Source organism: Sphingomonas sp. GV3 (assembly GCF_031082075.1).
Taxonomy (GTDB): domain Bacteria; phylum Pseudomonadota; class Alphaproteobacteria; order Sphingomonadales; family Sphingomonadaceae; genus Sphingomonas; species Sphingomonas beigongshangi.
On the sequence record NZ_JARWLE010000001.1, the window covers coordinates 1,149,343 to 1,174,814 of the forward strand.

Annotated in this window: 19 protein-coding genes; 7 read left to right on the forward strand and 12 right to left on the reverse strand. The window is 64.2% G+C overall.

Going from position 1 to position 25,472, the window contains the following annotated elements; translation table 11 throughout:
• The first annotated feature begins 3 nt into the window (after nucleotides 1-3).
• The 4 genes from RF701_RS05215 to RF701_RS05230 all read left to right on the forward strand — a co-directional run bounded on the left by RF701_RS05215 (nucleotide 4) and on the right by RF701_RS05230 (nucleotide 8,908).
• Nucleotides 4-216 carry a KTSC domain-containing protein gene (locus RF701_RS05215; RefSeq protein ID WP_308814316.1) on the forward strand — a complete coding sequence of 71 codons (213 nt, stop codon included), beginning with the start codon at nucleotides 4-6 and terminating at the stop codon, nucleotides 214-216.
• Between the two features lie 21 nt (nucleotides 217-237).
• Complete coding sequence (locus RF701_RS05220; protein WP_308814317.1) at nucleotides 238-1,275, forward strand: hypothetical protein; 1,038 nt, start codon at nucleotides 238-240, stop codon at nucleotides 1,273-1,275.
• A gap of 61 nt (nucleotides 1,276-1,336) precedes the next feature.
• Nucleotides 1,337-2,251: a hypothetical protein gene (locus RF701_RS05225; RefSeq protein WP_308814318.1), complete on the forward strand. Its 915-nt coding sequence runs from the start codon at nucleotides 1,337-1,339 to the stop codon at nucleotides 2,249-2,251.
• A 183-nt stretch (nucleotides 2,252-2,434) separates the two neighbouring features.
• A complete protein-coding gene (locus tag RF701_RS05230) occupies nucleotides 2,435-8,908 on the forward strand; it encodes an ATP-binding protein (RefSeq protein WP_308814319.1) in 6,474 nt (2,157 codons plus the stop codon).
• A 225-nt stretch (nucleotides 8,909-9,133) separates the two neighbouring features.
• On the opposite strand, the gene RF701_RS05235 is transcribed toward RF701_RS05230, so the two are convergent.
• From RF701_RS05235 to RF701_RS05260, 6 genes are all read right to left on the reverse strand, one after another.
• The gene (locus RF701_RS05235) at nucleotides 9,134-9,859 is read right to left on the reverse strand and encodes an ImmA/IrrE family metallo-endopeptidase (RefSeq protein WP_308814320.1); all 726 of its coding nucleotides are present in this window, start codon (nucleotides 9,857-9,859) and stop codon (nucleotides 9,134-9,136) included.
• Nucleotides 9,856-10,197, reverse strand: coding sequence for a hypothetical protein (locus RF701_RS05240; protein WP_308814321.1), 342 nt, complete (start codon nucleotides 10,195-10,197; stop codon nucleotides 9,856-9,858). Before RF701_RS05240 ends, RF701_RS05235 begins: the two co-directional genes overlap by 4 nt.
• Nucleotides 10,194-10,949, reverse strand: coding sequence for a hypothetical protein (locus tag RF701_RS05245; RefSeq protein WP_308814322.1), 756 nt, complete (start codon nucleotides 10,947-10,949; stop codon nucleotides 10,194-10,196). Before RF701_RS05245 ends, RF701_RS05240 begins: the two co-directional genes overlap by 4 nt.
• A complete protein-coding gene (locus RF701_RS05250) occupies nucleotides 10,909-11,397 on the reverse strand; it encodes a hypothetical protein (protein WP_308814323.1) in 489 nt (162 codons plus the stop codon). Before RF701_RS05250 ends, RF701_RS05245 begins: the two co-directional genes overlap by 41 nt.
• 55 nt (nucleotides 11,398-11,452) lie before the next feature.
• Nucleotides 11,453-11,962: a hypothetical protein gene (locus tag RF701_RS05255; protein WP_308814324.1), complete on the reverse strand. Its 510-nt coding sequence runs from the start codon at nucleotides 11,960-11,962 to the stop codon at nucleotides 11,453-11,455.
• Nucleotides 11,963-12,033: 71 nt separating this feature from the next.
• The gene (locus RF701_RS05260) at nucleotides 12,034-12,339 is read right to left on the reverse strand and encodes a hypothetical protein (RefSeq protein WP_308814325.1); all 306 of its coding nucleotides are present in this window, start codon (nucleotides 12,337-12,339) and stop codon (nucleotides 12,034-12,036) included.
• 474 nt (nucleotides 12,340-12,813) lie between these two features.
• Here RF701_RS05260 and RF701_RS05265 point away from each other — a divergent pair, with 474 nt between their 5' ends.
• A complete protein-coding gene (locus RF701_RS05265; protein WP_308814326.1) occupies nucleotides 12,814-15,000 on the forward strand; it encodes a S8 family serine peptidase in 2,187 nt (728 codons plus the stop codon).
• Between the two features lie 26 nt (nucleotides 15,001-15,026).
• On the forward strand, nucleotides 15,027-15,692 hold the full coding sequence (locus tag RF701_RS05270) for a hypothetical protein (protein WP_308814327.1): 666 nt from the start codon (nucleotides 15,027-15,029) through the stop codon (nucleotides 15,690-15,692).
• A 39-nt stretch (nucleotides 15,693-15,731) separates the two neighbouring features.
• Here the strand turns inward: RF701_RS05270 and RF701_RS05275 are convergent, their stop codons facing one another.
• The 3 genes from RF701_RS05275 to RF701_RS05285 form a co-directional block, all read right to left on the reverse strand.
• Entirely contained in the window at nucleotides 15,732-17,690 is a 1,959-nt protein-coding gene (locus RF701_RS05275; RefSeq protein ID WP_308814328.1) for an AAA family ATPase, read from the reverse strand.
• A 255-nt stretch (nucleotides 17,691-17,945) separates the two neighbouring features.
• Entirely contained in the window at nucleotides 17,946-18,959 is a 1,014-nt protein-coding gene (gene rtcA / locus RF701_RS05280; protein WP_308814329.1) for an RNA 3'-terminal phosphate cyclase, read from the reverse strand.
• Nucleotides 18,960-19,055: 96 nt separating this feature from the next.
• Nucleotides 19,056-20,282 carry an RtcB family protein gene (locus tag RF701_RS05285; RefSeq protein WP_308814330.1) on the reverse strand — a complete coding sequence of 409 codons (1,227 nt, stop codon included), beginning with the start codon at nucleotides 20,280-20,282 and terminating at the stop codon, nucleotides 19,056-19,058.
• A 257-nt stretch (nucleotides 20,283-20,539) separates the two neighbouring features.
• Here RF701_RS05285 and rtcR point away from each other — a divergent pair, with 257 nt between their 5' ends.
• Nucleotides 20,540-22,132, forward strand: coding sequence for an RNA repair transcriptional activator RtcR (gene rtcR / locus RF701_RS05290; protein WP_308814331.1), 1,593 nt, complete (start codon nucleotides 20,540-20,542; stop codon nucleotides 22,130-22,132).
• A gap of 40 nt (nucleotides 22,133-22,172) precedes the next feature.
• On the opposite strand, the gene RF701_RS05295 is transcribed toward rtcR, so the two are convergent.
• The 3 genes from RF701_RS05295 to RF701_RS05305 form a co-directional block, all read right to left on the reverse strand.
• The gene (locus RF701_RS05295; protein ID WP_308814332.1) at nucleotides 22,173-22,811 is read right to left on the reverse strand and encodes a hypothetical protein; all 639 of its coding nucleotides are present in this window, start codon (nucleotides 22,809-22,811) and stop codon (nucleotides 22,173-22,175) included.
• Between the two features lie 113 nt (nucleotides 22,812-22,924).
• Nucleotides 22,925-25,081 carry a relaxase/mobilization nuclease domain-containing protein gene (locus RF701_RS05300; RefSeq protein WP_308814333.1) on the reverse strand — a complete coding sequence of 719 codons (2,157 nt, stop codon included), beginning with the start codon at nucleotides 25,079-25,081 and terminating at the stop codon, nucleotides 22,925-22,927.
• Nucleotides 25,078-25,455 (reverse strand): hypothetical protein, encoded by a 378-nt coding sequence (locus RF701_RS05305; RefSeq protein ID WP_294321712.1) that lies wholly within the window; start codon nucleotides 25,453-25,455, stop codon nucleotides 25,078-25,080. The genes RF701_RS05300 and RF701_RS05305 overlap by 4 nt, the downstream gene beginning before the upstream one ends.
• Between the last annotated feature and the right edge of the window lie 17 nt (nucleotides 25,456-25,472).

Consider the following 25,472-nt stretch of genomic DNA (forward strand, 5'->3'; position numbering starts at 1 on the left):
CAAATGGAAACTTATGACGCGTTCGAATCCTCGAACATTGCATCGCTGAAGTATGATGCTGACACCTTGACGCTGCAGGTGTCGTTCCACAATGGCTCAGACTATCAGTATTTCGATATCCCGCAGCGAATCTGGGAGGCTTTCAAACTTGCGGAGTCGAAAGGTGTATTCCTGAATGCCGAGGTCAAGGGCACCTATCGTTACAGTAAGGTCTAATGGATAGAATTCAGGACTGTCATGCCTTCCATCAAGCTCAATCACGGCCTTCGCAGGCTAGAAGTCACCGGTATCGAGCTGGAGAATAATCTAATTTTCGACTACTTCGACCGGATTCCCGCCGATCAGCGTGACAGCGTGTTCGCGAAGGCGCTTCATATCGGTGTGCTTGCGCTAAGCCAGGAACGCCTTTCGGCGTTTCTCGCCCGCACAGAAAACGAGCTCGGCACCGAACTGGAATCGTTGAAGATCCGGTTCGACATGAGCACTGAGATTTTCTCGAAAAGTTCGATGAAGGGTATCGCCGGCGAGATTGCAGTAGCGGAATATCTCGGCGAATTTCTCGCTGCGAAGGACATCCGCGATACGATCTCGCCGACCGGAAACGTTGCCGGCGCGCTGGCAAAGAATAAGACAGGCGATATTCTATGCTCCATCGACGACGGCGATGATCGGTCCATCGTCATCGAATGCAAATTCGACAAGACGATCAGTCTGGGCAATCCCAACGAGCGCGATTGGTACGGGAAGAATATTGATACGGCGCTCAATCAGCTACTGGAAGCGCAGGTCAATCGCAGGAGTGCGCAAGCGATCATCGTTTTCGATCGGTCCTCGATCAATCCTTCATTGCTAAAGCGCGTCGATAATGTCGCGTATCGCGCCGGCTTCGGGTTCATCGTCGTGATCGACATGCTGCACGGCGATTTTTCTAATCTCGGTCTCGCCTATCTGGTAGCGCGAGACCTTGCGGTCGCTGATCGACAGGTTGATCTCGACACTAATATTCTCGACCTGCTGATCGGCAGGGTAGTCAGCGAAATCAACCGCCTGTCGGACATCCGGAAGCTGATCGAACGCAATATCAAGAACTGCGAGGAAGTCCTCGGGCGGATCGATCAGTCGATGCTGTCCATTGAGTTCTGCCGGTCCTACCTGGCCAAATTCCTCAGCGACGGCATACTGTCAAAAGAAGATTTATTGGTGTTTGCCACCGGAGGCGATCTGAAGGCGCGGTATCAGCTGATCGCAACCGAGCTTGCGAACGAGAGCGAGTGAGCAGTCGGAGATCGGAAAAGGGTAGCTCTAGTTTTGACTTTCAGGCCGAGCGTGATGGACCATGATACTTTTGGAATATGACATCGACGAAAGCCCGGCGCGCCGGCTGCCGTCGCCTGGCAGATGCATCTACTGCGGCGCGACCGGAGTGAAGCTCACCGAGGAGCATGTCATTCCCTTCGCCATCGGCAAGAATGCGACGATCCTCGAAGAGGCCTGCTGCGAGAACTGCCAGAAGATTATCCAGCCTTATGAGCAGCGCGTTCTCAGGCATCAGCTGGGCGTGTTCCGCGCAATGGTCGAAGCCCCGACGCGGAACAAAAAGGATCGGCCGAAGGTGATCCGGCTTCCGCTTGTGGAAATCGTAGCGAGCGGCGCCGCTGGACGGGATCTGGGAATGCGCGAGGTTCCCATTGCCCAAGGACCGTTGATTCTCAATCTGTGGCAGTCTCCGCCGCCGTCCATCCTTGGCGAAACGATCGATCCCGCGAATGCCGATGGTGGCCCCTGGCGGTTCATCGAATCGTCCAGGGCAGACCCGATCCTACAGGCGGTGGCTGACGAGCAAGGTGTCGAGCGGGTCGGAATCGTCCTGCCACCTGTGAACCGCCTCGACTATCTTCGCTCGTTGGCGAAGACCGCCCACGCCTATGCCGTTGCCGAACTGGGGGTCGATTCGTTCGAGCCTTTCCTAAGGGACGTTATCCTCAACACCTCCGACGACATTGCGCACTTCGTGGGCGACATGCCGCGTGTCGCCAATCTCGAAGGCCCAACCGGGCACAGCTTCAAAATCACTCTTGGGCAGACCCCGCCAGAACTCGGCGACGCGGGCGGTCTGATCGTCGTCTTCATGCAGTTCTGGGCTGAACTGGGCTCGCCGCCACATCTTGTCGTCGTTGGCAGGCCGTTGATAGACATGGATGAGCATTTCACGGCTAGGTCCGCGCAGTACTTGGCTGACGGGGGGGATTGAGCCGGCGAAAAGCGGACGCGACGGTGTTCGCTTCGAGATGTCTTTGCAGATGGCCAGTATAACGGCACGCCGGAGGAAGTCGCATCGTCGACGAGAACAAAGATTGAACAGCTAACAACGAATTGATATCGTCGGAGAGCAGAGCGGGGTAGTGAGGTAGGCTTGAGGGATTGGACGGGGCCGATGGACGTCAGCGCGCGCGGCGCTGCTCGGATCGATCCGGTTCGTGCATCACGCGACGGGCATCAGTTCCACGAGGCTTGGGCTGCCCGCAGTGCCCTAGCGCTCTTGCCGCCAGACACCAATCTCGTTGCGATCGCGATGGAGGGGTTCAGCCGCGAAGATGATGGCGCCCACAGCCAGACGGCAACAGAAGTCGCGGATTTGGTGCGATATTATGGCGGGCGCACGGTCGCTGAAGCCGACCGTATCGAGGTCGTCCAATTCAAATACTCAATCGCCAGTGCCGAGATACCGGTTCGCGCCAGCGATCTACGGGCAACCGTGGCAAAGTTCGCGAAAGGCGAGGCCGAGCGGATTGATAATTTCGGCGAGGAGATCGCTCGACGCGCGCATTATGAGTTCGCGACCAATCGGCCGATTCACGAGAACCTGATGCTCGCCCTGGCAGCGCTGGCGTTAGAGACAGTCGTCACGGGGGATGCGGGTACGCAGGCCGAGCAACTGCGGGAAACGCTCGCCGCTGCCGGTGTGGATGCCCGCGCGTTCTTCCAACGCTTTGTTGCTCTCGGGCGGCTAGGCAGCCTGAAGGAGGCGCGTCAGGGGCTACGGCGAGAAATCGCCAACTGGAGCGCTCCCGGTGATCCGCAGACCCGCATTCGGCTGCGCGGGCTAGAGCATCTGGTGCGCGAGAAGGCGGGATCTGCCGGCCAACAGGATAATCTCATCGAGCGCGTCACCGTCCTCGGTGAGCTCGATATCGATCATGAGGACGATCTCTACCCAACGGCAGACGCGTTTCCCGAGGTCGGTGCGATCATCGATCGCCCGATTGTGGCTGAACTCGTCGGCAAGGCCAGGGCATCTACGCTTCCGCTCATCCTCCATGCTGAGGGCGGTGTCGGCAAGACCGTGCTGATGCAGGCGCTGGCCGAGCGGTTGAGCGCCTCCTACGCCGTCGTGCTCTTCGACGGGTTTGGTGCGGGGAGGTGGCGGGAGCCGGCATATCCTCGACACTTGGCTAGCCGCACGATCGTTCATCTCGCCAACATGCTCGCGGCGCGCGGCCTGTGTGATCTCCTGCTTCCAGCCACCCAGGAAGACACGCTGCTTCGCGGGTTCCGCCTTCGGCTTAAGGATGCGGTCGCAGCGGTACGGCAAACCGATCCGGAGGCGGGGGTGGCCCTGGTCCTCGATGCCATTGACCATGCCGCGATCGCTGCTCGTGACACTGGCGCCAATTCGTTCGCCTACCTGCTTCTCAAGAGCCTGAGCATCGATCCGATCGACGGCGTTCGTGCAGTCGCATCATGCCGAACCAGTCGGCTTGAACTGACGAGGAGGGATATAGAGACCGAGGATTTCCCGGTTCCGCTTTTCACGCTGGAGGAAACGCAGGCGCTGATCCTCACGCATGATCCATCGGCCACCTCGGCCGATATCGCTGCGCTGACCACCCGCTCAGGTCGGAATCCTCGCTGCCTTGCGGCCTTTCTGGCAGCCGGACAACCCTATGACGTGCAAGGCCCTCAGGACGGTGACGCAGGCGACGTCCTCGAGTCGATCCTGCGCGAGCGCATCGCGGCGGCGCGGCGCGAAGCAGTCCGACGCGGGGCGACTCAGACCGAGGTAGCAGCTCTGCTTGCCGGCCTTGCGATGCTTCCGCCGCCTGTCCCTCTGGACGAACTCGCAGCCGCGCAAGGCCTGACCATTGGCGACATCGAGAGTTTCGCGACGGATCTGGCACCGCTGCTGGAGCGAACGCGCTACGGCCTGATGTTCCGCGACGAGCCTACAGAGACGCTGATCCGAAAGATGTCCGACGAGGACCCGGTCGCCCGCAATCTAGTGATCGCGCGCCTTTCGGAGCGGCAAATCTACTCGGACTATGCGGCGCGCGCTTTGCCGCAAGTGCTGACCGCGACGGGGCAGGTGGACGAGCTCGTCTCGCTCGCCTTCGATCCCGCCCTCCCGACAGGATCCAGCGAAATCGGCAAACAGGAGATCCGGCTCGCCCGCATCGTGGCCGCACTTCAGGCGGCGGCACGGGCCGGCCGAACCGACGATCTCTTCAGGCTTTCATTAGAAGCGTCGCTTGTGGCTGCCGGTCACGAACGCGCCGATCGATTCCTGTACGAGCATCCCGACCTCGTTGCCATTTCGGGAGATCAGGAGGCTCAACGCCGGCTCTTTTCAACAAGAACGGGTTGGCCGGGCGGCCGACATTCAGCTCTCGCTGTAGCCTATGCCTTCGCCGGCGAAGCCGACGAGGCGGAACGTCATGCGACCCGTGCGATTGACTGGCATCGCCACCGGACAACCCACCGCGAGGAGCATTTCGACGATCGAGGTTCGGACCTGGAACGCTCGGGATTCAGTTATGTCAAACTCCTGCTTGGCGACGATCGCCGGATTTTCTCTTGGCTCGCGGCAAATGGTGATGCCTTCGCCTATGACATCGTCCGGCAGGCTCTGGAGCTTGGCGATCGGCATGCGGTCGGCGGACTCGATCAGCCTGATATGGCACTCGCGCGCCGCAAACTGGCGCGGTGCCCGGTTGCCATCCGGGGTGCCTTTGCTGCCGCCCTGATGCAGTCCGACGGAAATCGAAACCTCGACCGGACCCTTGTCCGCCGCCTGGCGTCGACGCCAAGCACGGAAAGTTATACGCTGCCACTGGAAGCCTCGCTAGTCGCGGGGCTACGCGCCGCCGACCTTGGCTGTCGAGCCGAAGCGATTGCGATCGCCGGATCCTTCGATGCGCGAACGAACACCGTATTCGCTTTCGACGAATACCGCGCCAATGAGATGGCGCCGATCCATGCCGTCGTGGCGGCCGGGCTGGAGGCGGCGCTCAAACGAAGACCGACCGCCCTGATCGATATCGCACCCACCGAGCTTTTCCAGTTGGTGCCGAAGAGCTCGCGGACGAAGGGGCCGGCCACGTTCGAACGCGAACTTGTCGCGCGCCTTGAGGGGCGCGGCGGGCGATCGCCGGGCGGGCGAGGCCGGACGACAAAGGCCGTCGGCTATAGCTCGCAACAGCGAGACCGATACGAACGCGAAAAGCGTCTGCTAAAACACCGAGTGAGACCAGCTTTAGCGTATGCCGAGCGCGTGCGTGTCTTGATCGTCGCAGCGCCAGCAGATCGGGGTGCCCTCATCCAAGATTGGCTCGGCGCCCTCGAGAAGGACGTATCTACCGCCAGCCAATATCCGTTCCGCGATGGGGCTACCTTCATCGCCCGGCTCGCCGGTCTTTCACTACTTCTAACCGGAGCCGTTCTAGAGGCATTCGATGCCCAATCTGCCCAGCGGCTAGCAACCTCACTCGCCGAGGCGCGGGATATGCCGATCGACCCGCTGATCTGGTCGATCGAGCGCCTGTCACGCAATACCCATCTTCATAACGCGGTGATGATGCTCGCCGGCAGGACCGAACGCCTCATCGTGCAGCTGACCGAGACATCGGCGCGTCTCAACGAATATGGGCGTCTTGCACGCGCGGTCTGGCGGACCTCGCCTGAAGATGCCGCAGTATACTTCCGGCGGGGCCTCGATCTAGCCGAAGCGCTGGGTGCCGATGATTTCGAGCGCGCGAACTCGCTGCTTCAGCTCGCGCCAAATTTTCATGGTCCGCCACTCGTCCGGAAAGTGTCTCACACGCTTCCGCGCATCTTCGAATTGCAGTTCTCCGATGCGGATCGCTACCCATGGTTCGAATGGTCGGAGGCTCTGCATGGCGTTCTTGGGCTTGGCATGCTGGCGACCGTTTCCCGGCTCGACGATCGTCATACCGCCGCTTTGTCGTTCACCCTCGCACCGACCCTTCGCTCGCTCACCGGCGCCGGCAAGTTGTCACCGGACATCGCCGCGGCGCTCGCCTGTCTTGCGCCCAACAAACGGACCAAGGGCGCGCGGCTCGACAAGCTTGCGGCAGCGATCCTGCCTGGTCTCGCAACGCACTACCACGAGCGACTCTTCGAAATCCTTCTGCGTGAAATCGACTGCGATAGCGCCCTTCTGGCGGACTCACGGGTCGTTGCCGGTCTTCGCCGGCTAGCGCTTCATCATCTGTCGGCCGATAGTCCCATGCGCGTGCGTCTCGAAGGCCTGCGAGCATATCCTGAGAAGGATGATGCGCCACCTGTACGCGGCGGTCGCGCAGGGGAGCCAGAGCCGCCAGAGATCCCGCTTTACGATCTCGATGCGATCAACGCGACCATTCTGGCAGCCGATGGCCAAGGGTATCGATGGCCCAAACGGGTCCTCGAAGTTCTCGTCTCACGCGCCGAACGGCCAAGGGAGCGGGTGGCCCTGTTGAAAGTCATCCCTTCCGTCGAGGGAGCTGACCTCGCCGACAAGCTGGTAGCGCTCGAGCCGGTTCTGTCCGACTGGTCGGGGCAATCGCCGGCGATTGCGGAGCTATCGCCGACGATCGGGCGGGGCCTCATCTCGCATCACGCAGAAGAGCTTGCCGGTACGGGCTGGGAAGTGACCCGATCATGGCGTCGGATCACGTCTTTGTTCGGTCTCGAGCGTGGTGAAATAGCTACGTTGGTCGTGAAGCGTCTCGGGCCTGACGCGGTCAATTTTTCGGGCGAGGACTGGCTTTCGCTCTCCGCAGAGGTGGCGCCCGCAGTGAGCCAGTTGGCGCTGGGGGAAGGTCTCGAACATCTCCTCAACCGCGTCGGCGATACCATTCCCGAGGAGATCGGGGATGGCCCGTGGCGCGACGCCTATACAGGACCTCTAAGCGAAGCGGAGAGCGTCGCCGGGTTGCTTTGGATGCGGCTCGGCCATCCCGATGCGGCAATGCGCTGGCGTGCTACCCACGCTTTGTATGAACTGGCGCGCTTCGATCGGTTCGATGTGATCGATGCCGTCGTCGCTCTCTACGATCGCGATGGCGGTGCCTTCTCCGATCCGGCTCTCCCGCTCTTTGTCCTGAATTCGAAGCAATGGCTGTTGCTCGGCTTAGGACGGATCGCGCGCGACTATCCTGAGCAGTTAGGAAAGCATCGCGCGTTCCTGAAGGCGGTGGCGCTCAATTCCCATTTTCCCCATCCCGCGATCCGGGAGGCGGCGCTCGTCGCGTTGCGCCATATGCTTGCGGTGCTCTCTAAAACGCAACGTGCCAGCGGAGAACGCGCGATCTTCAAGGCCAATCGTTCGCCGTTCCCGGCCTACAAAGGGGAGCGCTTCTACTTCGACTCCCATGATATGCCGCCCGAGGGAGAGCGTGACCCCGACGATCATTTTTACTTCGACTATGACTTCCAGAAGTATCAGGTCGCGACCGTCGCCAGGCTGTTTCGCGAGGAACCCTGGAAAATCCGCCGGCGCATCCTCGAGATCGTGCGCGAATATGATCCCAAGATCCACAGCATGTCATCTTGCCCACGGCCACATTATGAGAATGACCGGTCGAGCTCCTGGTCGGGCGGCTATCCGCCCGAAAAGGACCGTTATGGCGGATACCTCGCCTTACATGCGCTCCATATTGCGGCGGGCGAAATGCTCACTACCCGGGCCGTCAGCCGCAGCGAATATCGTGACGACGATTGGGGCGGTTTCCTCAGAAGCATCGGCCCCTCGCGGAGCGATCATGCGTGGCTTGCAGAGTGGACCGATCTCACGCCGCTCGATATCGGCGACACGATTCCAATGCCGGACACCGACCGTGCTGCGATCAACGATCCTGAGGATGAGCGCTTGTTAAGTCCTCTGGTGGGGATTTCGAATCGCCAGATTGGGAAGCGCGGCCTTGTCGTCGCGGGGCACTGGCAAAGCTCCGACCACAAGGATCTGTACGCAACCAGCTTGTTGGCTCCGGCAAAAATTGCCAAGGCCGCTCTGTTGGCGGCCATGCTCGTCGAGCCGTTTCATCGCGGCCTCCCAACGCCAGACGATTATGGCGATAACCGTCACGATTTCCCCGGCCACGGCGCTTCGGTCCAGTGCTGGATCAACACTCGCGATTATTCCGACCGATCGCTTGATCGATACGACCCGTTCGGCTCCTGGAGTGCGCAGGGACGTCCCTCTCCGGGAGCGTGGTTGCGGGAAACGCACGGGCTCACACGGGCCGATGATGCGGGGCGGATCTGGCTCGACGGGACGCAAGTCGCTTTCGTCGGAGAGGCCTGGGGTGGACCGGAATATTGGTCCGATGAGCGTAGCGGCGGGGGAAATTGGTTGCGTGCAGACGAGGCCTTTGTGAGCGGCTTGCTGAACAAGACCGATCTCGTTCTGGCGGGATTTATTCAGGCACGGATGCACCGACGCGAAGAGCGAAACAAGACCAACGACCGCATGGTCCACCGGACCTTCGGATATCTGATCGATAAGTCAGGTCGAATCACGGTGATCAAGCAGATTCCGAAGAAAATTCGGGAGGCGGTCGACCGGCTCGACCGATATAGCAAGTTTGATTTTTCCAAACGGTTCAGTGTTATTCTGCAACATCTAGAATAACGGCGGAAAAGTCCCCGATCTCGGCCGCTCCGCGGGCGCTCAAACGAACGGCAACTTCGGCATCGAGCAGCACGACCGGGGATAAGCGAAATTGGGGCTCGTAGCCGCCGTGAGGCGATCGGTGAATGAACGGCGGCTGAGTCGGTTCAGGTGCCGAAAGCTGCCGTGCTGCTTCCCACCAGTGATTGCAGCAGGCTGGGCTTTTCAGACGGCGGCCAGCTGCCGTCACACAGGGGCAGTGATAAGGGTCAGCCTTTGCCCTGAGGCAGCATGAAGCTTTTCGCAATGGAGCTGGATGCCGCTTCGGTTTCGACCAAGAAAATAACGGTACGCAGGCGCCGACCACCGTTTAGGTTGGGATTCGGGTTCGCCGCCTTGGTCGTCCATTGGGACATCAAGCCGCAAACGCCACCCTTTGGGCAGAGCGGCCGATCGCCTGAACCAGCGGCGCCCATCCGGCTCATCGACGATAAGGGCGAACCGGCCAGCGTGGAGGTCGGCCAGTCGCAGCGCTGCTGCCAATCTGCTCACCTGAAATAGCCGAGCAACGCCATTCACCAACTCGATCGACATCGGCGCTTCTGCCATCCACGGCCCAAGCATGAAGCGCGGCATCAGCACATCCGCGGCGTAACGATCGGCCTCCCGCTCGCAGGTGTGAGCTTGCGCATTCCCCGACGCATCATGACAGATCAGCCGCTGCCCGCGATGATGGTGCCAATGACCAAGCTCATGCGCGACCGAAAAGCGTTGTCGCACGCGGCTTGCTCTATCGTCGACCGTGATGATCGCCCGGTCACCCAGTCCAATAATGCGTGCATCCCCCTGCAGTAGGGGGCGATAGCGCACCCGCGCGCCAACGGACCAGGCGATCACCTCGACGTCGATTTCATGCGCTTCGGTGATGCCGAGATCCAGGAGCAGCCGTTCCGCCGGCGACAGGCTCGTCATTTCAGCTGGTCGGCATCCATCCGTTCGAGTTCGGCCAGATCGTCGATCAGCGCGTCCCAGTTGTCGGGATGGGTGCCGCGTGCGGCCAGGGTCAGCGGCGTGTCGATGTCGCTCGCCATCGCTTTCTGCAACTCAGCACGGAGCCGGGCGCGATCGATCGATACGACGGACGCGCCGCCGTCACGGTCGAGCAGCGCGCGGATTTCATGAAGCCGCGCCTTCTTCACCTTCAGTTCGGCGGCTTCGAGCTCGGCGTGCCAGTCGTCGAGGTCGGGTTCGCCGTCCTCGAGGAAATCATCCAGCAGTTGCAGCCGGGCGAGTTCGTCTTCGTCGGTCATGACACCGTCTTTCCTTTGCCGGCGCGACCGATCGCGCGGTTCATTCTCTTACGAAGGGCCGCAAGCCCATTCTCGTCGACCCCGAACTGGGTCTGTAGCTCCTCGCCGCGTTTTCCGGCGAGGACGGCATCAAGCAACGCGAGCAATCGTGGGTCGGAACGAAGCGCCTCCCGGATGCCCGAGATCGTGCGTCGAGCGTCGATCGGATCATGCGTCATCTGTTCGAACGAGGCCACGTCGTTATCCAAGCTGGCCGCGTCGAGGTCATCGTACAGGACCAGGGCTCGCCCTTCGGCCTCGGCGCGATAGTCATCACGGATCATGCTGCGCATGACCCCATTGAGGAACGCGACGATGTCCCAGCTCTCGCGGCACTTGCGGCGACCATCGAGCGCTCGGCAGATCGCCTCCTGGCGAAGATCGGCGGCGAGCAGCCGCTGATCGCGGACAAGATATTGTGATCGCACGGCAAGACGCCGGTACTGATCCGTGGTCAACGCCCGCAGGCGTTCGCGCACCTCGTCGATCGATAGATAAGAATCGTCGTCGACATCATCTGTGATCGGCGTTGGATCTGTCGGCGAGATGGCGGCCTCCTCATACCCTATACGGACAGGGTGGCATATTCGGACACGAAGGTAACAATTGTATTGGCAGGTGTCCGAATTGCCCGGCTCGTCCGTATAGGGTGATAGACCCTCGTCCGATTGATCAGGCGGCTTGCGCCCGCAGTGTGCACTGCGCGTCGTCATATTGGACGCCCGGCCGCATGACCTGCCGAGTGAGCCATGCGCTGGCGCGTTCCACGCCCTCGCTCAGATCGTCGGCGGGCTTGCCGTCGATGTGCACGATCTCACGCGGTGCGAGGCGGAAATGGCCGCGCACATGGGCCTGCGGCAGGATAAGACCCCGGTTGCCCGCCTTCGACACCCACAGGCGGCAACCGCTCTGGATGTGGCAGCGGCCATCGCGCGGCAGGAACCGCGCGATGCCGGTCAGCGCCGGGGTCAAACGGTTGCGAAATTCGAGGTGCAGCAGATCGGAACCGGTTTCCACGGCATGGCGGCCCATCTCGATCTGGTCCTCGATCCCGAGCGGATCGCCACCGGTGATGACGACGCCGGGCTTGAGCTTGCGGCTACCGAGCAGCAGCTGCACGATCGCGCGGGTGACGGCGGCTTCGAAGGTCGTGGCGGTCATCATTCTATCTCCTTATTTCATCCCCGCATCGGGGCCGTTGATCATGTCGTTCATCTCAACCCTGGTTCTCGCTGCGGCAGGCGCGCACGATCTGAGCGGCGGCGCACTCCAGCCCGGCAGCGCGGTCCCACAGGCAGTTCCAGGGCAACCGGGTGCCGATCTCGACCCCGTGACGGCCGAGCTTCACCGACAGCCCGCCACGAGCCGGAACCAGATGCAGGCCCTGATCACGGTCGCGAAAAAAGTTGAGGTCGGTGAGCAGCAGCGGGCCGGTAATCGAGCGCAGCGCTACGTCGACGCGAACGGGGTCGATCGTCTCGGGGTGAAAACCGTGCTTGATCAACATCGTGTCCCGCCTGCGCGTCGCGGCGCAGCGCAGCAGCGCCTGATCGAACAGCGGCTCGGTAACGGGGGTCATCGCGATGATGACGTTATGGTCGAGGCATTCGACCGCCCCGGGCAGGCCGGAGTTGCCGAAAAGCGGCGCGGGTTCGTCGCAGCCGAGGGCTGCGAGGACATAGTGCATCAGTGCGACCGATGCGGTCGAGAGCGTGTCATGGATCATGGGGTGACCGAGCCTTTGCAGGACAAGCGTGATCCCCAGACCGGTTGGTCTGGGTGAGGCCCCTTCGATTTTCATCTCTCGTCAGGGCTTCGCTCGGCTCCGGCCGATCTTCCCTTCCTTGCGCGACAGCGGTCGCGGCCATCGCGGAAAACAGCGTTGCCGATGACGGCATAGGCCCAGCTATCGAGCGTGCGGGCGCTGCCCGCGATGGTGCCGGAGCGATGGATCACGGCGGCCGGGCAATAGACTTCGGCCATGGCCGGCACCCAGCCGGCGATGCTGCCGGCGGGCTGACGTTGCCACCATTGCCCGGCAACCAGGGCGGTCAGCAGCACGACGGCGCTCACGCGGAACACGAGGGGCAAGCGGCGCTTCATTTTCTTTCCTCCAGCAGATTGTCGCTGCTGGAGAGGGTAAGCATTTCGAAATATGTCATATTGTTCAGGCAAAAGCGGCCAAGCTTGCCGCATGTTGCAGAAACCCGAATGTCATTCCTGCACGGCAGGACTTGGTTCGTTAACCGGTCTGGCCTACACCAGCCCCGTTCGTCAGCAGGCGGACCGAGGCGTGAGAACCTCGCTATAAGTAGCCGAATGCCCGGCCCGAACCAGTTTCGGCCGGGGGGCGCACGCGTATGTCCAGGGTTCCTCCGGGAATCTAAAGGCGTGCGCGCTCGTCTTATAGCGAGTTCTCAACTCCCGGCTTTCGGGCCGGCATCGCCTCGTTTCACGGGGCGGTGCCGCCGGCTGGGGAAGCCGGATGCATCGCCCGACACGGGGGTGCGTATGGTTGCGGGACACAGCCGCCAGTGGCGGAAAGCATTTCAAACACCATCGGTGATTTCGGCGGCCATGCTGCTCGCTGCCTGTGGCGGCGGGGGCGGTGGCGTCGCTTCGTCCGGTTCATTGCCGACGCCTGCACCCACGCCGACGCCGAGCCCGACACCAACGCCGTCTCCCACACCGACCCCGCCGCCCAGCGCTGCGGATAGCGCCGAGTACAAAGCGTCCGCCGCCGTGGTCGGTGCGAAAGCCGCCTATGCCTATGATAAGGGCATCACCGGCAAGGGCGTGACCATCGCGGTCATCGACACCGGCATCGCCACCAGCAGCGCCGAGTTCGCCGGCCGCATCTCGCCCGACAGCAAAACGTTCGAGAATAAGATCGCGCGTTGCGCGACCTGTGCACCGGAGACGGTGACCTTCCCGCTCGACGATGTGCAAGGCCATGGCACCGAAGTCGCCTCGGTCGCGCTGGCAGCCAGGAATGGGAACGGCATGCACGGCGTCGCCTATGACGCGACGCTGCTCGCGCTCAAGATCGCCGCACCGAATCTCGAGAACGTCACCGCCACTTCCGTCATTAAGGAGGCCGATGGCGCCAATCCGATGGCTATCGCCCCGGCCATCACCTATGCGGTGGAGAAAGGCGCGTTTGTCATCTCGCTGAGCGTGAACGGCGAGGCAGCCGGTCAGGTGGCGACCGACCAACGCACCGCCATGGACGGCGTCGTCAAAGCCGACCGGCTGCTCGTCCAGTCCGTCTCCAACTTCGTCGACGACAAGAGCGCCGCACCCGGCACCATCACCCGCAATCTCGTTGGCGGCGATCTGCAAAACAAGGGCAACTTCCTGTTCGGCATCCGTGTCGACAGTGCGCTGCGACCGCCGAGCGGCAATGGCCTGCCCGGCGATCTCGCCGACCGCACGCTGGCGGTCGTGGCGGTGGACGTCAGCGTCGTCGGCAAGGACGGGCAAATCACCACGGTCACCGGCAATAGCTTCGCCGCGCCGGCCATCGCGGGCGCCGCCGCGCTGCTCAAGCAATACTGGCCGCGGCTCGGCGGCAAGGCGATCTCGCGCATCCTGCTCGATACCGCGACCGACCTTGGCGACAAGGGTGCCGACCAAATCTTCGGCGCTGGGTTGCTCAACATCGAGGCGGCGATGAAGGCGCAGGCGCCCACCAGTGCTTTCGCCGCCGCCGACATGGTGCTGGCGCGCTATTCCTCGCTCAGCCTCTCCGGCCCATACGGTGGCGGTGGGCAGTTGTCCGACGCCGTCACCCGGATGACGGTGTTCGACCGCTATGGCCGCGACTTCGCGATGACTGGCACCGGCGGACCACGCAACCGGGGTTCGGGGTTGCTGGCGGGCGCGATGCTGGGGACGATCGATCCGCCTTGGCTGGCCACCACGGCCAACGACGCGAAGTTCGGTTTCACCTCCGCCGCCACCGGACCATGGGCCGCAGCGCGGTCCAACCGCCCGGCCACCTTCGCCTTCTCGCCTGCCGCAGGCCAGACCGTCAGCTTCAGCGCCAACGTCGCGGTCGGGCAAGGCGCAGGTATCGCAGGTTCTGCCTTGCGCGGTGTCGTCGCAGCGCCGATCGGCATGTCATCGTCATGGAGCGGAGTCGGCTGGTCGGCAGGCTTTGCTTCCGGCGCGTCGCGTGACGGCCGCTCTGCTTTGCACAGCTTCACTCTCGCGACGCCGTTGGGGCTTGGGGTTGAGCTGTCGGACCTGACCGAGCGCGGTCAGGTGCTGGGCCTGCGCGGGCCGGCTGGCTTTGCTCTCTCGGGTAGCCGGACGACGCTGGCCACACTGACCGCCAGCCGAACCGTTGCAGGGGTGCTGCTATCGGCAAGGGCAACGGCCGCCATTACTCGGGTCGATGGCGGATCGGACCTGCTGCGCTTTATTGGCCGGATGACCGGCACCGCCTTCGCGCTCGACGCCGCGCATCGCCTCGGCGGCGGTACCGTCACGCTTGGTCTATCATCACCGCTCCGGCTCGAACGTGCCCGCGCGGTGGTCGAGGCGCCAGTCGCCTATGATCTGATGACCGGCGCGCTCGCCACCCGCCTTACCAGTGTCGATCTGACGCCAACCGCGCGCGAGATGGACGTCGAGCTCGGCTGGTCAGCCGCGTTGTCACCAACCTCCTCGCTGCGGCTCGGCGTCGCGCATGCCTTCGACGCCGGGCACGTCGCTGGCGCGCAAGACACCGCCGGCTTTCTCAGCCTGACCCTCCGCTGATCCAGCATCACCACAAGGACATAGTCATGTACGATAGAATGATATTCGCAGCGGTTGCAGCCGGACTGCTCACCTTCGCCGCGCCCGCCTATGCCGCCGATCCGGCGACCATGGACGTGGCCGGCATCCGGCTCGGCGACACGCCGCAGCAGGTGAAGGCCGCCCTGCAACAGGCCGGATACAGGGTGACCGAGACGCGCAAAACTGCGTCCTTCTCTCAGCGCGTCGCGGTCGAGGTCGCAAACCGTAAAGGCCTGGCGGCACCCAATCCCACCTATGCCGGGATCGCCGCAATCATCGCCATGGGGCCACACCAAGAGCGCGCCGACATCCAATTCGCGCAAGCATCCGACGGCGACAGCGTGTCGCGCGTCGAGGTGACCATCCCGGGCACCGCGATGGGCGAAGCCGCGATGAAGGCACAGCTCTCCGCCAGATACGGCAAGCCCGATGCGGCGAAAGATCAGGGGCTGACTTGGCACTGGTGCGCGCCGCAGGCGGTGAAGATCTGCGGCATGACCTATACCAGTGGCGAGCTCGATACGGCATGGCCGACGCTGCGGGGCAACACCGCCATGGGCACCAATTCCATCATCCTGGAAGCGGGCACCGATGCCGATCGCCGCCTCAAGCAGGCGTTCGAGGCGGCCGTGCTGGCGCGGGCGCCCAAGACCGACCGGGCCGCGTTCTGACGATCGAACGGGGTGGCAGCGGCCACCCCGTCCATCTGTTCAAAAGCCAAGTCGCACTGATTGGCCAGGTTTCACGGCGACCTCCGCGCGCAGCCGTTCAACCAGTTCCAGCGCATCCGCCGCTGGCCAGTGACGCAACTGGCGCGCGACCACCGCGAAGTCGCCGGGCGTCAGCCCCTCTACCATGCCAAGGCATGTCGGGGCGGGCTCTCCGAAAAAACGCAGGAAGGCGGCGGCGGCACGCTCTGCCCCGAGCGGTTTCAGCCGGAGTTTAAAGACGAACCGCCGCAATGTCGCCGGGTCCAGCCCCGCCTCATGGTTCGTCGCCGCGACGACCGGCAACGGATGCAGGTCGAGCCACGTCAGCAGTTCGTTGACCTGTCCCACTTCCCAACTGGTTCGCGCCGTACTGCGGTCGAACAGCAGCGAGTCCGCCTCGTCGAACAACAGCACAGCCTCCCGCCGCCGCGCCTCGGCAAAGGCGTCGGCGATCTGCGCCTCGGTCTCGCCGACCCATTTGGACAACAGGTCGGACGCTCGCTTGACCAGCAGCGGCCGGTCGAGCGCCCGTGCCAGATGATGCGCGAAGGCGGTCTTGCCGGTGCCCGGCGGGCCCGTCAGTAGCAGCGACACGTCGCTTGCCCCGCCATCTGCCATGGTCGCGAACAGGCGATCGACTGGTCGATCGGTCTCGAACAGGTCGAGGTCGAACGCCGCCGGGCCGGGCGGCGGCAGCGTGCCACCGCGTAACGCCCGCACCAGCGCCTCGGCTGCGACGGTGCCGCCATCCGTCTCGCCCGCCAGCTTGCCCGCACGCGCGGCCATACGCAGGACGGTCGCCGCTTCCGGCGCGGCGTCGAGCAGGGTGGAAAAGCCCGGACCGGGCGTCACCTGCTCCTCCCGCGCCACCCGGTCGAGCATCGCCGCTGCCGCCGCCCGCGACGGCAGATCGAGCCGCAGCACGAAGCTCATCCGCCGCAGGATCGCCGCATCGACATTGCCGATTGCGTTGGTCGTCCAGATCACCGGCACCGGATTGGCCTCCAGCAGCCGGTTGACGAAGACCTTGCTGCCCTCACGCCGGCTGAACCAGTCGCCGCCCGCGGACGGGCTGGCATCGCCGATCAGGTCCTCCATCTCGTCGAACAGCAGCACTGCCGACCCGCGCCCGCCAAGCAAACGTTGCGCTAGCGCCAGTGCTGCGACGCGGTCCCACCGGCCGGGTTCCTCGCCGTCCTCGTCCGCCTCGCCGACGCCGTGAAGCACCGCGCCTGCCGCCGCCGCCAGCGTACGCGCAAGTTCGGTCTTGCCGGTGCCGGGCGGTCCGTAGATCAGGATGTTGACGCCCGCCGCCGCCTCGCCCAGCGCACCGCGCAGCAGGCGGACGAGAAAGTCGATCGGCTCGACATGCGCAAAGGCGTCGAGCTCCAGCGTGGCCGCTTGCCGCCGACCGACCAGCGTATCGAGCATCGCCTCTTCGCTTGCCGGAGCCCGGTCGAGCAGACGCTGCAAGGTCCAGCGGATTTCGACATCGGCCTCACCCTCACGGGTTGCTGTAAAGCAGGCCAGACCCATCCGCGTGACCGCACCCCGCCGCGCCGCGCGGTCCGCGTCCTCCGCACCCGCCCCGGCCATCTCGCCGAGGAGTTGCGGCAGGTCATGCCCGTGACGGCTGAGCAACCGCGCCAGGGCACCGACGCGCGGCAGTCGGTCGCACGCGACCATCAGCCGCAGCAGGGCCGCATCGACGGGCGACAATCCCAGCAACCGCGCCAGCGTGCCTGCGAGTTCTAGCGCCTCCGCCCGCACCGGTTCCCCACCCGGAGCAGCCAGACCGGCGAGTAAGCCTTCCCAGTTCCATTCGCCTTCCATATCGGGCAGCAGCCAGGGCCGATGCGGCTCCGCCCATTCCAGCAGCGCCTTGGCGAGCGGTGCCGTGGCGGGCAACGCGCCCGCCGTCCGGAGCATCAGGCCCCGAACGATATCCAGTTCGTCCATGTCGTATCCACGAGTCTCTCAGGCCGACGGCGCAAGCGCGCGCGTCGACGTCATTCCTGTCGAAAGGGTGAGGTGCGGCGGGGGCGGATGCCGGCCCGCCGCCAACGTCGTGGGACGTTTACGCGAAAGGCCGAAGACCGCCGACCCGTGCACCGCAATAGGCGGCAAGGTCGAACACAGCATGTCTCCGTATGGCCCGCCGGTTGGTACGGGCTGGCAGGGTTGATAGCAGAAAGTCGTTACGCTCGCAATCCGTCAGGCGATCGTCACGGCATGCGCCCCTCCCGCCTGCTGCTCGAACCGGGTACGCCGCCCGGTGAAGCGCTCGATCACCGCCGCTGCCGTGCGGGCATGCTCGCTCGGCTTGACGGTCGTGAACACGCCGCCGCCCCCCAGAGCCATCGGCAACAGCAACTGGTCGGCGAGATACGGCCCGGCAAAGGCGTCACACGCCAGATAGCCGCGCATCCGCCCGACCGCCGTCTTCGCGACCCGCTCCGCCGTCACGCCCAATTGCGCGAAACCACTGACAATCTCGGTGACATGTTCGAATTTCGCCTCCAGTAGCAGGATGTTGCCCGGCCCCTGATCGACCGGCAATTCCCGCATGAAGCATTCGCGCTCCGACCAGCCGAACGCCTTGCGGACAACGGCGATCTCGCGCTCGGCAATCGACATGGGCAACCCGGCGAACAAGGCGCAGGCCGACACGCCGAACGCCTCGCCCCGCGCCATGCACTCGACCGGCCGGAGCGGGCCGGGGGCGATATCCACCTCGATCCGCCCACCGCCACGCGGATAGAAACCATGCCGGACCAGCCGCGCCTCGACCTGCCCGCCCATCCGCCGGACGATCGGCAGGAAGCAGCGCTCGATGAACTCGAACGGCGGGGCCAGCATGTTGTGGGTCCCGCCCTCCAGCACCAGCCGCGACGGGGCGTCGGCGAGCAGCAGCGGCATCAGCACCGTCTGCAACACCAGCCCCGTCGATCCCGCCGTTCCGACCGAAAAGCGATAATCGCCAGCCTTTACCCGGCCGGGACGGAAGGTCAGGTCGGACGCCCCGACGACCAGCCCCTCGCACGTCGCGCTGCCGATCGCGCAGGCCGCCTCGATCGCGGTGACATGCTGACGCATCAGTCCCGGCTTCGATCGCTTGGCGCGGACGTTGGTGATGCGGACCGGCTCCCCGGTAACAAGCGACAGCGCGCACGCATTGCGTACAACCTGTCCCCCGCCCTCTCCTTCCGCTCCATCAATCTCGATCATGATATTCACTCTGACCAATGGTGTGCGTCGTTCACGGCCGCCTTGGCGGCCGGTGAAGCGGGGCAGCAGGCGCCCGGCCTGTCGCTATCTCCCGCTTCACCCTTTGACGCACACCACCTGTTTCAACGTGTGGACGATCTCCACCAGATCGGCCTGGGCGGCCATCACGGCTTCGATCGGCTTATAAGCCTTGGGCGTCTCGTCGATCACGCCCTCGTCCTTGCGGCATTCGACGCCCGCCGTATCGGCGATATGCTCGTCCAGCGTCACCAGCTTCTTGGCGGCCGTTCGGCTCATCACCCGGCCCGCGCCGTGGCTGCAGCTATCGAACGAATCCGGGTTGCCGAGCCCACGGACGATGAACGACTTGGCGCCCATCGATCCGGGGATGATCCCCATCACCCCCTTCGCCGCGCGCACCGCGCCTTTGCGGGTCACCAGCACGTTCTCGCCGAAGTGGTTTTCGCGCGTGACGTAATTGTGGTGGCAATTGACCGCCTCCAACTCTGCCTCGAACGGCTTGGCGATGACCTTGCGCAGCGCGGCGATGACGTTGATCATCATCATCCGCCGGTTGAGCGCCGCATAATCCTGCGCCCAGCCGACCGCCTCGACATAATCGTCGAAATGGTCGGTCCCCTCCGGGAAATAGGCGAGGTCCTCATCGGGCAGGTTCAGGTGCCATTTGCGCATGTCCTGCTTGGCCAGTTCGATGAAGAAGGTGCCGATCGCGTTGCCGACGCCGCGCGAACCGGAGTGCAGCATCACCCACACCCGCGCCTCTTCGTCGAGGCACAGCTCGATAAAGTGGTTGCCGGTGCCCAGCGTCCCCAGATGCACGAGGTTGTTCGTGTTCTTGAGCCGCGGGTGCTTCTCGCAGATCCGGTCGAAGCGCTGGACGAGAGTCGCCCAGGCCGAGACGATCGCGGGCGGCGGCGAGCCCCAACTCCCATTGTCGCGCTTGCCCCGGCCGACGCTGCGGCCGTGCGGCACCGCCTGCTCGATCGCCGAGCGGACGCCCTCAAGATGGTCGGGCAGATCGCTCGCCATCAGCGAGGTGCGCGCCGCCATCATGCCGCAGCCGATATCGACACCGACCGCCGCCGGAATGACCGCGCCCTTGGTCGGGATCACCGAACCCACCGTCGCGCCGATACCGACATGGACGTCAGGCATCGCTGCAACATGCTTGAAAATGAACGGCATCTGCGCCGCCCGCGCCAATTGCGCCCGCGCGCCGTCCTCGACCGGAACGCCCCGCGTCCAGGCCTTGATCGGCACGCCGCCGGGAACGTCGGTGTATTCGTAAGCGATGGCGGTCATTGTCTAACTCCTCGGACTTACCTGTGAGGCGGCCGGCCTATTCCGGCCGCCTCTGCCGCGTGTCGGACCGTTCAATGCCATGCGACCCGACGAATGCTGCTTCGCGAGAAGCGTGCCAAAAGCCGTCAGGCGGTCGAAGACTTGGCCTATCCATCTCACAATTCACGCTTTTCTCAAAAGTCCGATACTAAGCGGATTGACTTACACCTGACGCGGTCACGATCGACAGGGATCGTAATTTATCCTATCGTATCGCCATGAAGCCCACTGTCGCTATCGGTTTTCTCGGCTCGACACTCGACGCGAGCAAATTCGACACCGGGCGCTGGAGCCGATGGCGGCCGACGGTCGGCCTCACCATGCACGAAGACCTACGGATCGACCGGCTCGTCCTGATCCACGGGACCCAGCATGCGCGCCTTGCCGCATTCGTGGCGCTCGACATCGCCTCCGTGTCGCCGGAAACGCGGGTCGAGATGCAGGTGATGGACTTCGCCGACCCGTGGGACTTCGAGGAGGTCTATGGAAAGCTGCTCGACTTCGCGCGGGCCTATCCGTTTGATCCCGATGCGGAAGACTATCTCGTCCACATCACGACCGGTACGCACGTCGCGCAGATCTGCCTGTTCCTGCTCACCGAGGCGCATTATCTGCCGGGTCGCCTGCTTCAGACACAGCCTGCCCGTGGGTCTGGCGGCGCGGCGGGGACGTGGAACATCATCGACCTCGACCTGTCGCGCTACGACAGCATCGCAACGCGCTTCGCTGCCGACAGCGCCGAGAGCACTAGCTTCCTGAAATCGGGCATCGACACCCGCAACGCCGCCTTCAACGCGATGATCGACGAGATCGAGCAGGTCGCGGTCCGCAGCTGCGCGCCCTTGCTGCTGATGGGTCCGACCGGCGCTGGTAAGAGCCAGCTCGCCCGGCGCATCTACGAACTGAAGCGGGTTAAGCGGCAAGTGAAGGGGCCGCTGGTCGAGGTGAACTGCGCGACGCTGAAGGGTGACAGCGCGATGTCGGCCCTGTTCGGCCACCGCAAGGGCGCCTTCACCGGCGCCGCCGCGGATCGCGCCGGGCTGCTGCGCACCGCCGACACCGGCGTATTGTTTCTCGACGAGATCGGCGAACTTGGCCTCGACGAACAGGCGATGATCCTGCGCGCCATCGAGGACAAGCGCTTCTTGCCGGTGGGCGCCGATCGCGAGGTCGATAGCGACTTCCAACTGATCGCCGGCACCAACCGCGATCTTGCCGCCTGCGTGGCGGCGGGGACGTTCCGCGACGACCTGTATGCGCGGCTCAATCTCTGGACCTTCGCCCTGCCCGGCCTTGCCGAGCGCCGCGAGGATATCGCGCCCAATCTCGACTATGAACTCGACCGCCACGCCGAGCGCGAGGGCGACCGCATCACCTTTAACAAGGAAGCGCGCGACCGTTATCTCCGCTTCGCGACCAGTGCCGAGGCGCGCTGGCCGGGCAACTTCCGCGACCTCGCCGCCAGCGTCACCCGCATGGCGACCTTCAGTCCGTCGGGACGGATCAACGTCGACTGCGTCACCACCGAGATCGCACGGCTCAAGCGCCTATGGACGAGCGGGGCGGACGCGCCCGATGCACTGGCCGGACTGATGTCGCCGGAGCAGTTGGAGGCGCTGGACCCGTTCGATCGGGTCCAGTTGGCCCATGTGGTGGACACCTGTCGCGAGAGCCGCTCCTTGTCCGACGCCGGACGAACCCTGTTCGCCGCCTCTCGCCGCCAGCGCACCTCGACCAACGACGCCGATCGCCTGCGCAAATATCTGGCGCGGTTCGATTTGAGCTGGACCGACGTGATGGGCGACCGCTGACCCTGTAGCTTACGGGGCGGCCGATGCCGCCCCGTACCGCTCAGGCCGCCGCCGTGATCCTGCTCCAGCCCGTGCGGAAGGCGCTGATCTCGTCCGCCCAGAGTTGATGGGCCGTGTCCACGAGATCGGGATGCTCACCGGCCCATCCGCTCGGCAGGTGCTGCCGCGCCAACACGCAGAGGTGGACATGCTGCCGGGCGGTGCTGAGTCCGTCACCAGGCACGTGCAGCACTGCCATCGTCGACAGGCGACGACCGCCGGCCAGATGAACAGCCGCATAGGCCGACGCCATGTCGAGCAGGTCATGCGAAGGCATGTCATACTCGCCTTTGATGGTCAGGATCGCGGCGAGCAGCCGCTGATGCGGCCGGACGTTCGCATCGTAATCCTCCAACAGCCGCAACAGCGGCGTATCGGGTGCCCCCTGCGCCAGGATCAGCCGATGGTCACGGGCCGTGACGGGGAGACCGCACGGTGTTCGCGGCGCATCGGCTTCCGGTTTGAACGGTGCCAGCTTGCTGCCGAACACCGCCATGACGTGGTTGACGCTCTGCCGGGATCGCGGACGCAGCAGCGCATAGCCGACGGCCTCACAGCCGGGTTCGCGCACGTCATAGATCATGTCCATGACCTCGGCCGGGCTGTGCCACGGTACCACGGCCGCATTCTTGGTCTTCATTGTCTTTGTCACTCCGGCAGCGTGGGCTGCACACGCGTCGCCTTCTTTTTCACCCTGACGGTACAGCCGCCAAGGCGCACTCCTGCTTCTCTCCTTGTGCTTCCGGCGCTCGCCTAGCGCCCGGCCCCTCGCCCATGAGGCGGGAAACCGGGGGGAAAGTCTATATCGCTCGGCCCTTTGCTCAGGCGGGGCGGGTTCGCATCACGCGCTTTTCGCCGTTTGCTTTGGTCCACGACGGGCAGCGCGAAGTCAGGCGCGGTCGATGTCGGTGGAAGCACCGTCGTATGCGGCACGGGTTCGGGTATCGCCGTTTGTCTCGCAACAGGCATTGGTCGTTTGACCACGTTCACCGCTGCTGATGCCGGAGGAACGGCCTCGGCCGAGCTAGGCGGCCCCGCATCGTTCGCACCCTCGACCTGACGAGCAGTCGGGGCGAGCGACGGCGATCGACCGACCGCAGCGGCGAGCGGTGGGGTCGCTCGTCCGGTGAGAGCATGACGAGGCACCTTCGCGTGCGGCTCAGGTTCAGGCACCGCGGGTGACTTCGCTTGGGGCATTGGTCGCGTGATCACGTTTGCCGATGGTGATGCCGCCGGAACAGCCTCGACCGAGCTTTCGGGCACCTCATGCTTTGAGACTTGAACCTGATGATTCGTCGGGACGGGCGATGGCGATGGAGCAACCGCAGCAGCGGCCGGTGGGACAACTCGCCCGAGAGCATGATCCGGTTGCGGGAGCGACGGCTGAAGCGCACGCCACCGCTGCGCCAGATCGGGGTCCGCCAGTGCATCGGCGAGGCGATATCTGACGGCCATGGCGAAAGTCCGCTCGCGGAATTCGCGATCGCCGGCCACGATCACCCGGCCGTCCGATTTTTGAACGGCAAGACGAAACGCCGCGAGCATGGCCGCCTCGTCCCGTGCGATCACGTCGATTGTCTCACCCCTGTCGAGGAAGGCTGTGGGACCATCGGCTTTCCGGGCGTAGCGGACGCCGTCCGAGCAGGGATAGGCATGAAATCCATCGATCGACGGCAGGTCGGTCGGGCGCTTGCCGCTCCCCACTCCGAAACTGGGGAACGCCCTTGCGCTATGGCGATGACGCCACGCTTCGGCCAAGGCACCTTCCCCCTGCTCATAATACCAGCTTTCCAAATTGGGAGCGGGCCGTTTGGGCGCCTTTTGCCTGGCGAGGGCAGCTGCGCGTGCACGATCGGTGGTATGCTCTGACGATGCGGCGTCGCGCTTGGCTTTCTGCCACCTTTTCCACCGTTCGAGCTCGCCGCGATATTCATCAGCCCTGAAGGCCTTAGCTAGCCGATCCCTCTTCGCGTCACGGGCCGCGATTTCCACAGCGGCCGCCCGCGGGACGAAGTCTCCAAGGCGCTTTTCCAAGCGCACGCGGGTGATCGACCGATCGACGGCCGATGCTCGTACCTTCTCGTTTCCAACCGACAGGATGACGCCGTTCGTCCCGATGGTATCATAGCTGATACCAACCTCGGCGAGCGAGCGATGCAACGCTTCCCACGATCGCGCCGCCCGGATCAGGGGCACGGCTTCCTCCTGGGCGATGCGGTGCGCGGAACGATAGCCCGTCCGGGTTTCGAACGCCGCGGCCTTCTGCGGGATCGATTTCCGATCCGCATCGACGCGCGCCGCTGCCCCGGCACTCATCACCACCCGACCATCGACCACCTGATAGCGAGCATCGGCTTCGGCCTGCCAGCCGAACCGATCGACGATCAGGGCAACCGCCTGATGCGCTGCCTCGAGCGTGAAGCCGTCGTTGATCTCGATCATCCGCCGGGCAAGCGGATCATAGCGGTTGAGCGCGATATGGACGTGACGATTGTCGGTGTCGCCATGGCAAGCATAGATGCACGGCTGGTCGCTGACGCCGAGATGCTCGAGGAACATGCCGACCGCTTCGTCGATCTCGGCGCGCGTCGGCAACTCGCCCTCACGCCAACTCAGCAGCCAGTGGTCGATAGGATTGGGACTGCGGGTTGCCGCCTGCGCGACGGCGATCATCTCGGCGCGTTGCCCCTCGATGGCGGTGCTGACAAAGTTGCGACCACCGATATGGAACAGGCGCTCGCCTTTCGTGCCGCCGAGCTTCTCGCGCAGCATATAAGCGACCTGATAATCCTTCTCCTCGCTCTGCTTCTCGGGCTGCCGGAGATAGTCAACGAGGTTGCGGGCATGCCTCGCCCGCTCCGTGGTCGCATTGCGCCCGGCCGGGCGCGCCGGGATGCGTTTCACGATCACGGGGTGTCGGCCTTTTCATCGCCATCCACCACATCGTCCAATTCGTCGACCAACCCCAGGATCGCGGTGCAAACGTCGCCCAGCGTCGTGGCGATCACGAACTCGTCGACATCGTGCGTCTCGGCCAGCTGCTGGATGCGGCGACCCGCGACGTGCAGCGCGGCGATCTTGCGCAGGGCATCACGATTGCGCACGCCGCCACCGAACAGACGGGCGCGAACGTAGGTGGAAATTCCCACTTCGCCGGCCTCGCTGACCAAGCGCTGCCGCTCCTCGGCAGTCACCCGGAAGACGATGCGGTTGCCGGAATCCTTCCTCGGCGGACGCTTGCCGCGCGCCTTCCGAGGAGCTCGGCCCGCGTCATTCTGGCTCACGCCGTTTCTCCTGCGAC

What these genes read in the sequence shown, in the direction of transcription:
- rtcR (WP_308814331.1), top strand. Translation starts at nt 20,540, where the DNA reads ATGAAGCCCACTGTCGCTATCGGTTTTCTCGGCTCGACACTCGACGCG.
- RF701_RS05250 (WP_308814323.1), bottom strand. Translation starts at nt 11,397, where the DNA reads ATGACCGCCACGACCTTCGAAGCCGCCGTCACCCGCGCGATCGTGCAG.
- RF701_RS05215 (WP_308814316.1), top strand. Translation starts at nt 4, where the DNA reads ATGGAAACTTATGACGCGTTCGAATCCTCGAACATTGCATCGCTGAAG.
- RF701_RS05270 (WP_308814327.1), top strand. Translation starts at nt 15,027, where the DNA reads ATGTACGATAGAATGATATTCGCAGCGGTTGCAGCCGGACTGCTCACC.
- RF701_RS05245 (WP_308814322.1), bottom strand. Translation starts at nt 10,949, where the DNA reads ATGACGACGCGCAGTGCACACTGCGGGCGCAAGCCGCCTGATCAATCG.
- rtcA (WP_308814329.1), bottom strand. Translation starts at nt 18,959, where the DNA reads ATGATCGAGATTGATGGAGCGGAAGGAGAGGGCGGGGGACAGGTTGTA.
- RF701_RS05260 (WP_308814325.1), bottom strand. Translation starts at nt 12,339, where the DNA reads ATGAAGCGCCGCTTGCCCCTCGTGTTCCGCGTGAGCGCCGTCGTGCTG.
- RF701_RS05295 (WP_308814332.1), bottom strand. Translation starts at nt 22,811, where the DNA reads ATGAAGACCAAGAATGCGGCCGTGGTACCGTGGCACAGCCCGGCCGAG.
- RF701_RS05255 (WP_308814324.1), bottom strand. Translation starts at nt 11,962, where the DNA reads ATGATCCATGACACGCTCTCGACCGCATCGGTCGCACTGATGCACTAT.
- RF701_RS05285 (WP_308814330.1), bottom strand. Translation starts at nt 20,282, where the DNA reads ATGACCGCCATCGCTTACGAATACACCGACGTTCCCGGCGGCGTGCCG.
- RF701_RS05230 (WP_308814319.1), top strand. Translation starts at nt 2,435, where the DNA reads ATGGACGTCAGCGCGCGCGGCGCTGCTCGGATCGATCCGGTTCGTGCA.
- RF701_RS05240 (WP_308814321.1), bottom strand. Translation starts at nt 10,197, where the DNA reads ATGACCGACGAAGACGAACTCGCCCGGCTGCAACTGCTGGATGATTTC.
- RF701_RS05220 (WP_308814317.1), top strand. Translation starts at nt 238, where the DNA reads ATGCCTTCCATCAAGCTCAATCACGGCCTTCGCAGGCTAGAAGTCACC.
- RF701_RS05235 (WP_308814320.1), bottom strand. Translation starts at nt 9,859, where the DNA reads ATGACGAGCCTGTCGCCGGCGGAACGGCTGCTCCTGGATCTCGGCATC.
- RF701_RS05265 (WP_308814326.1), top strand. Translation starts at nt 12,814, where the DNA reads ATGCTGCTCGCTGCCTGTGGCGGCGGGGGCGGTGGCGTCGCTTCGTCC.
- RF701_RS05275 (WP_308814328.1), bottom strand. Translation starts at nt 17,690, where the DNA reads ATGGACGAACTGGATATCGTTCGGGGCCTGATGCTCCGGACGGCGGGC.
- RF701_RS05225 (WP_308814318.1), top strand. Translation starts at nt 1,337, where the DNA reads ATGATACTTTTGGAATATGACATCGACGAAAGCCCGGCGCGCCGGCTG.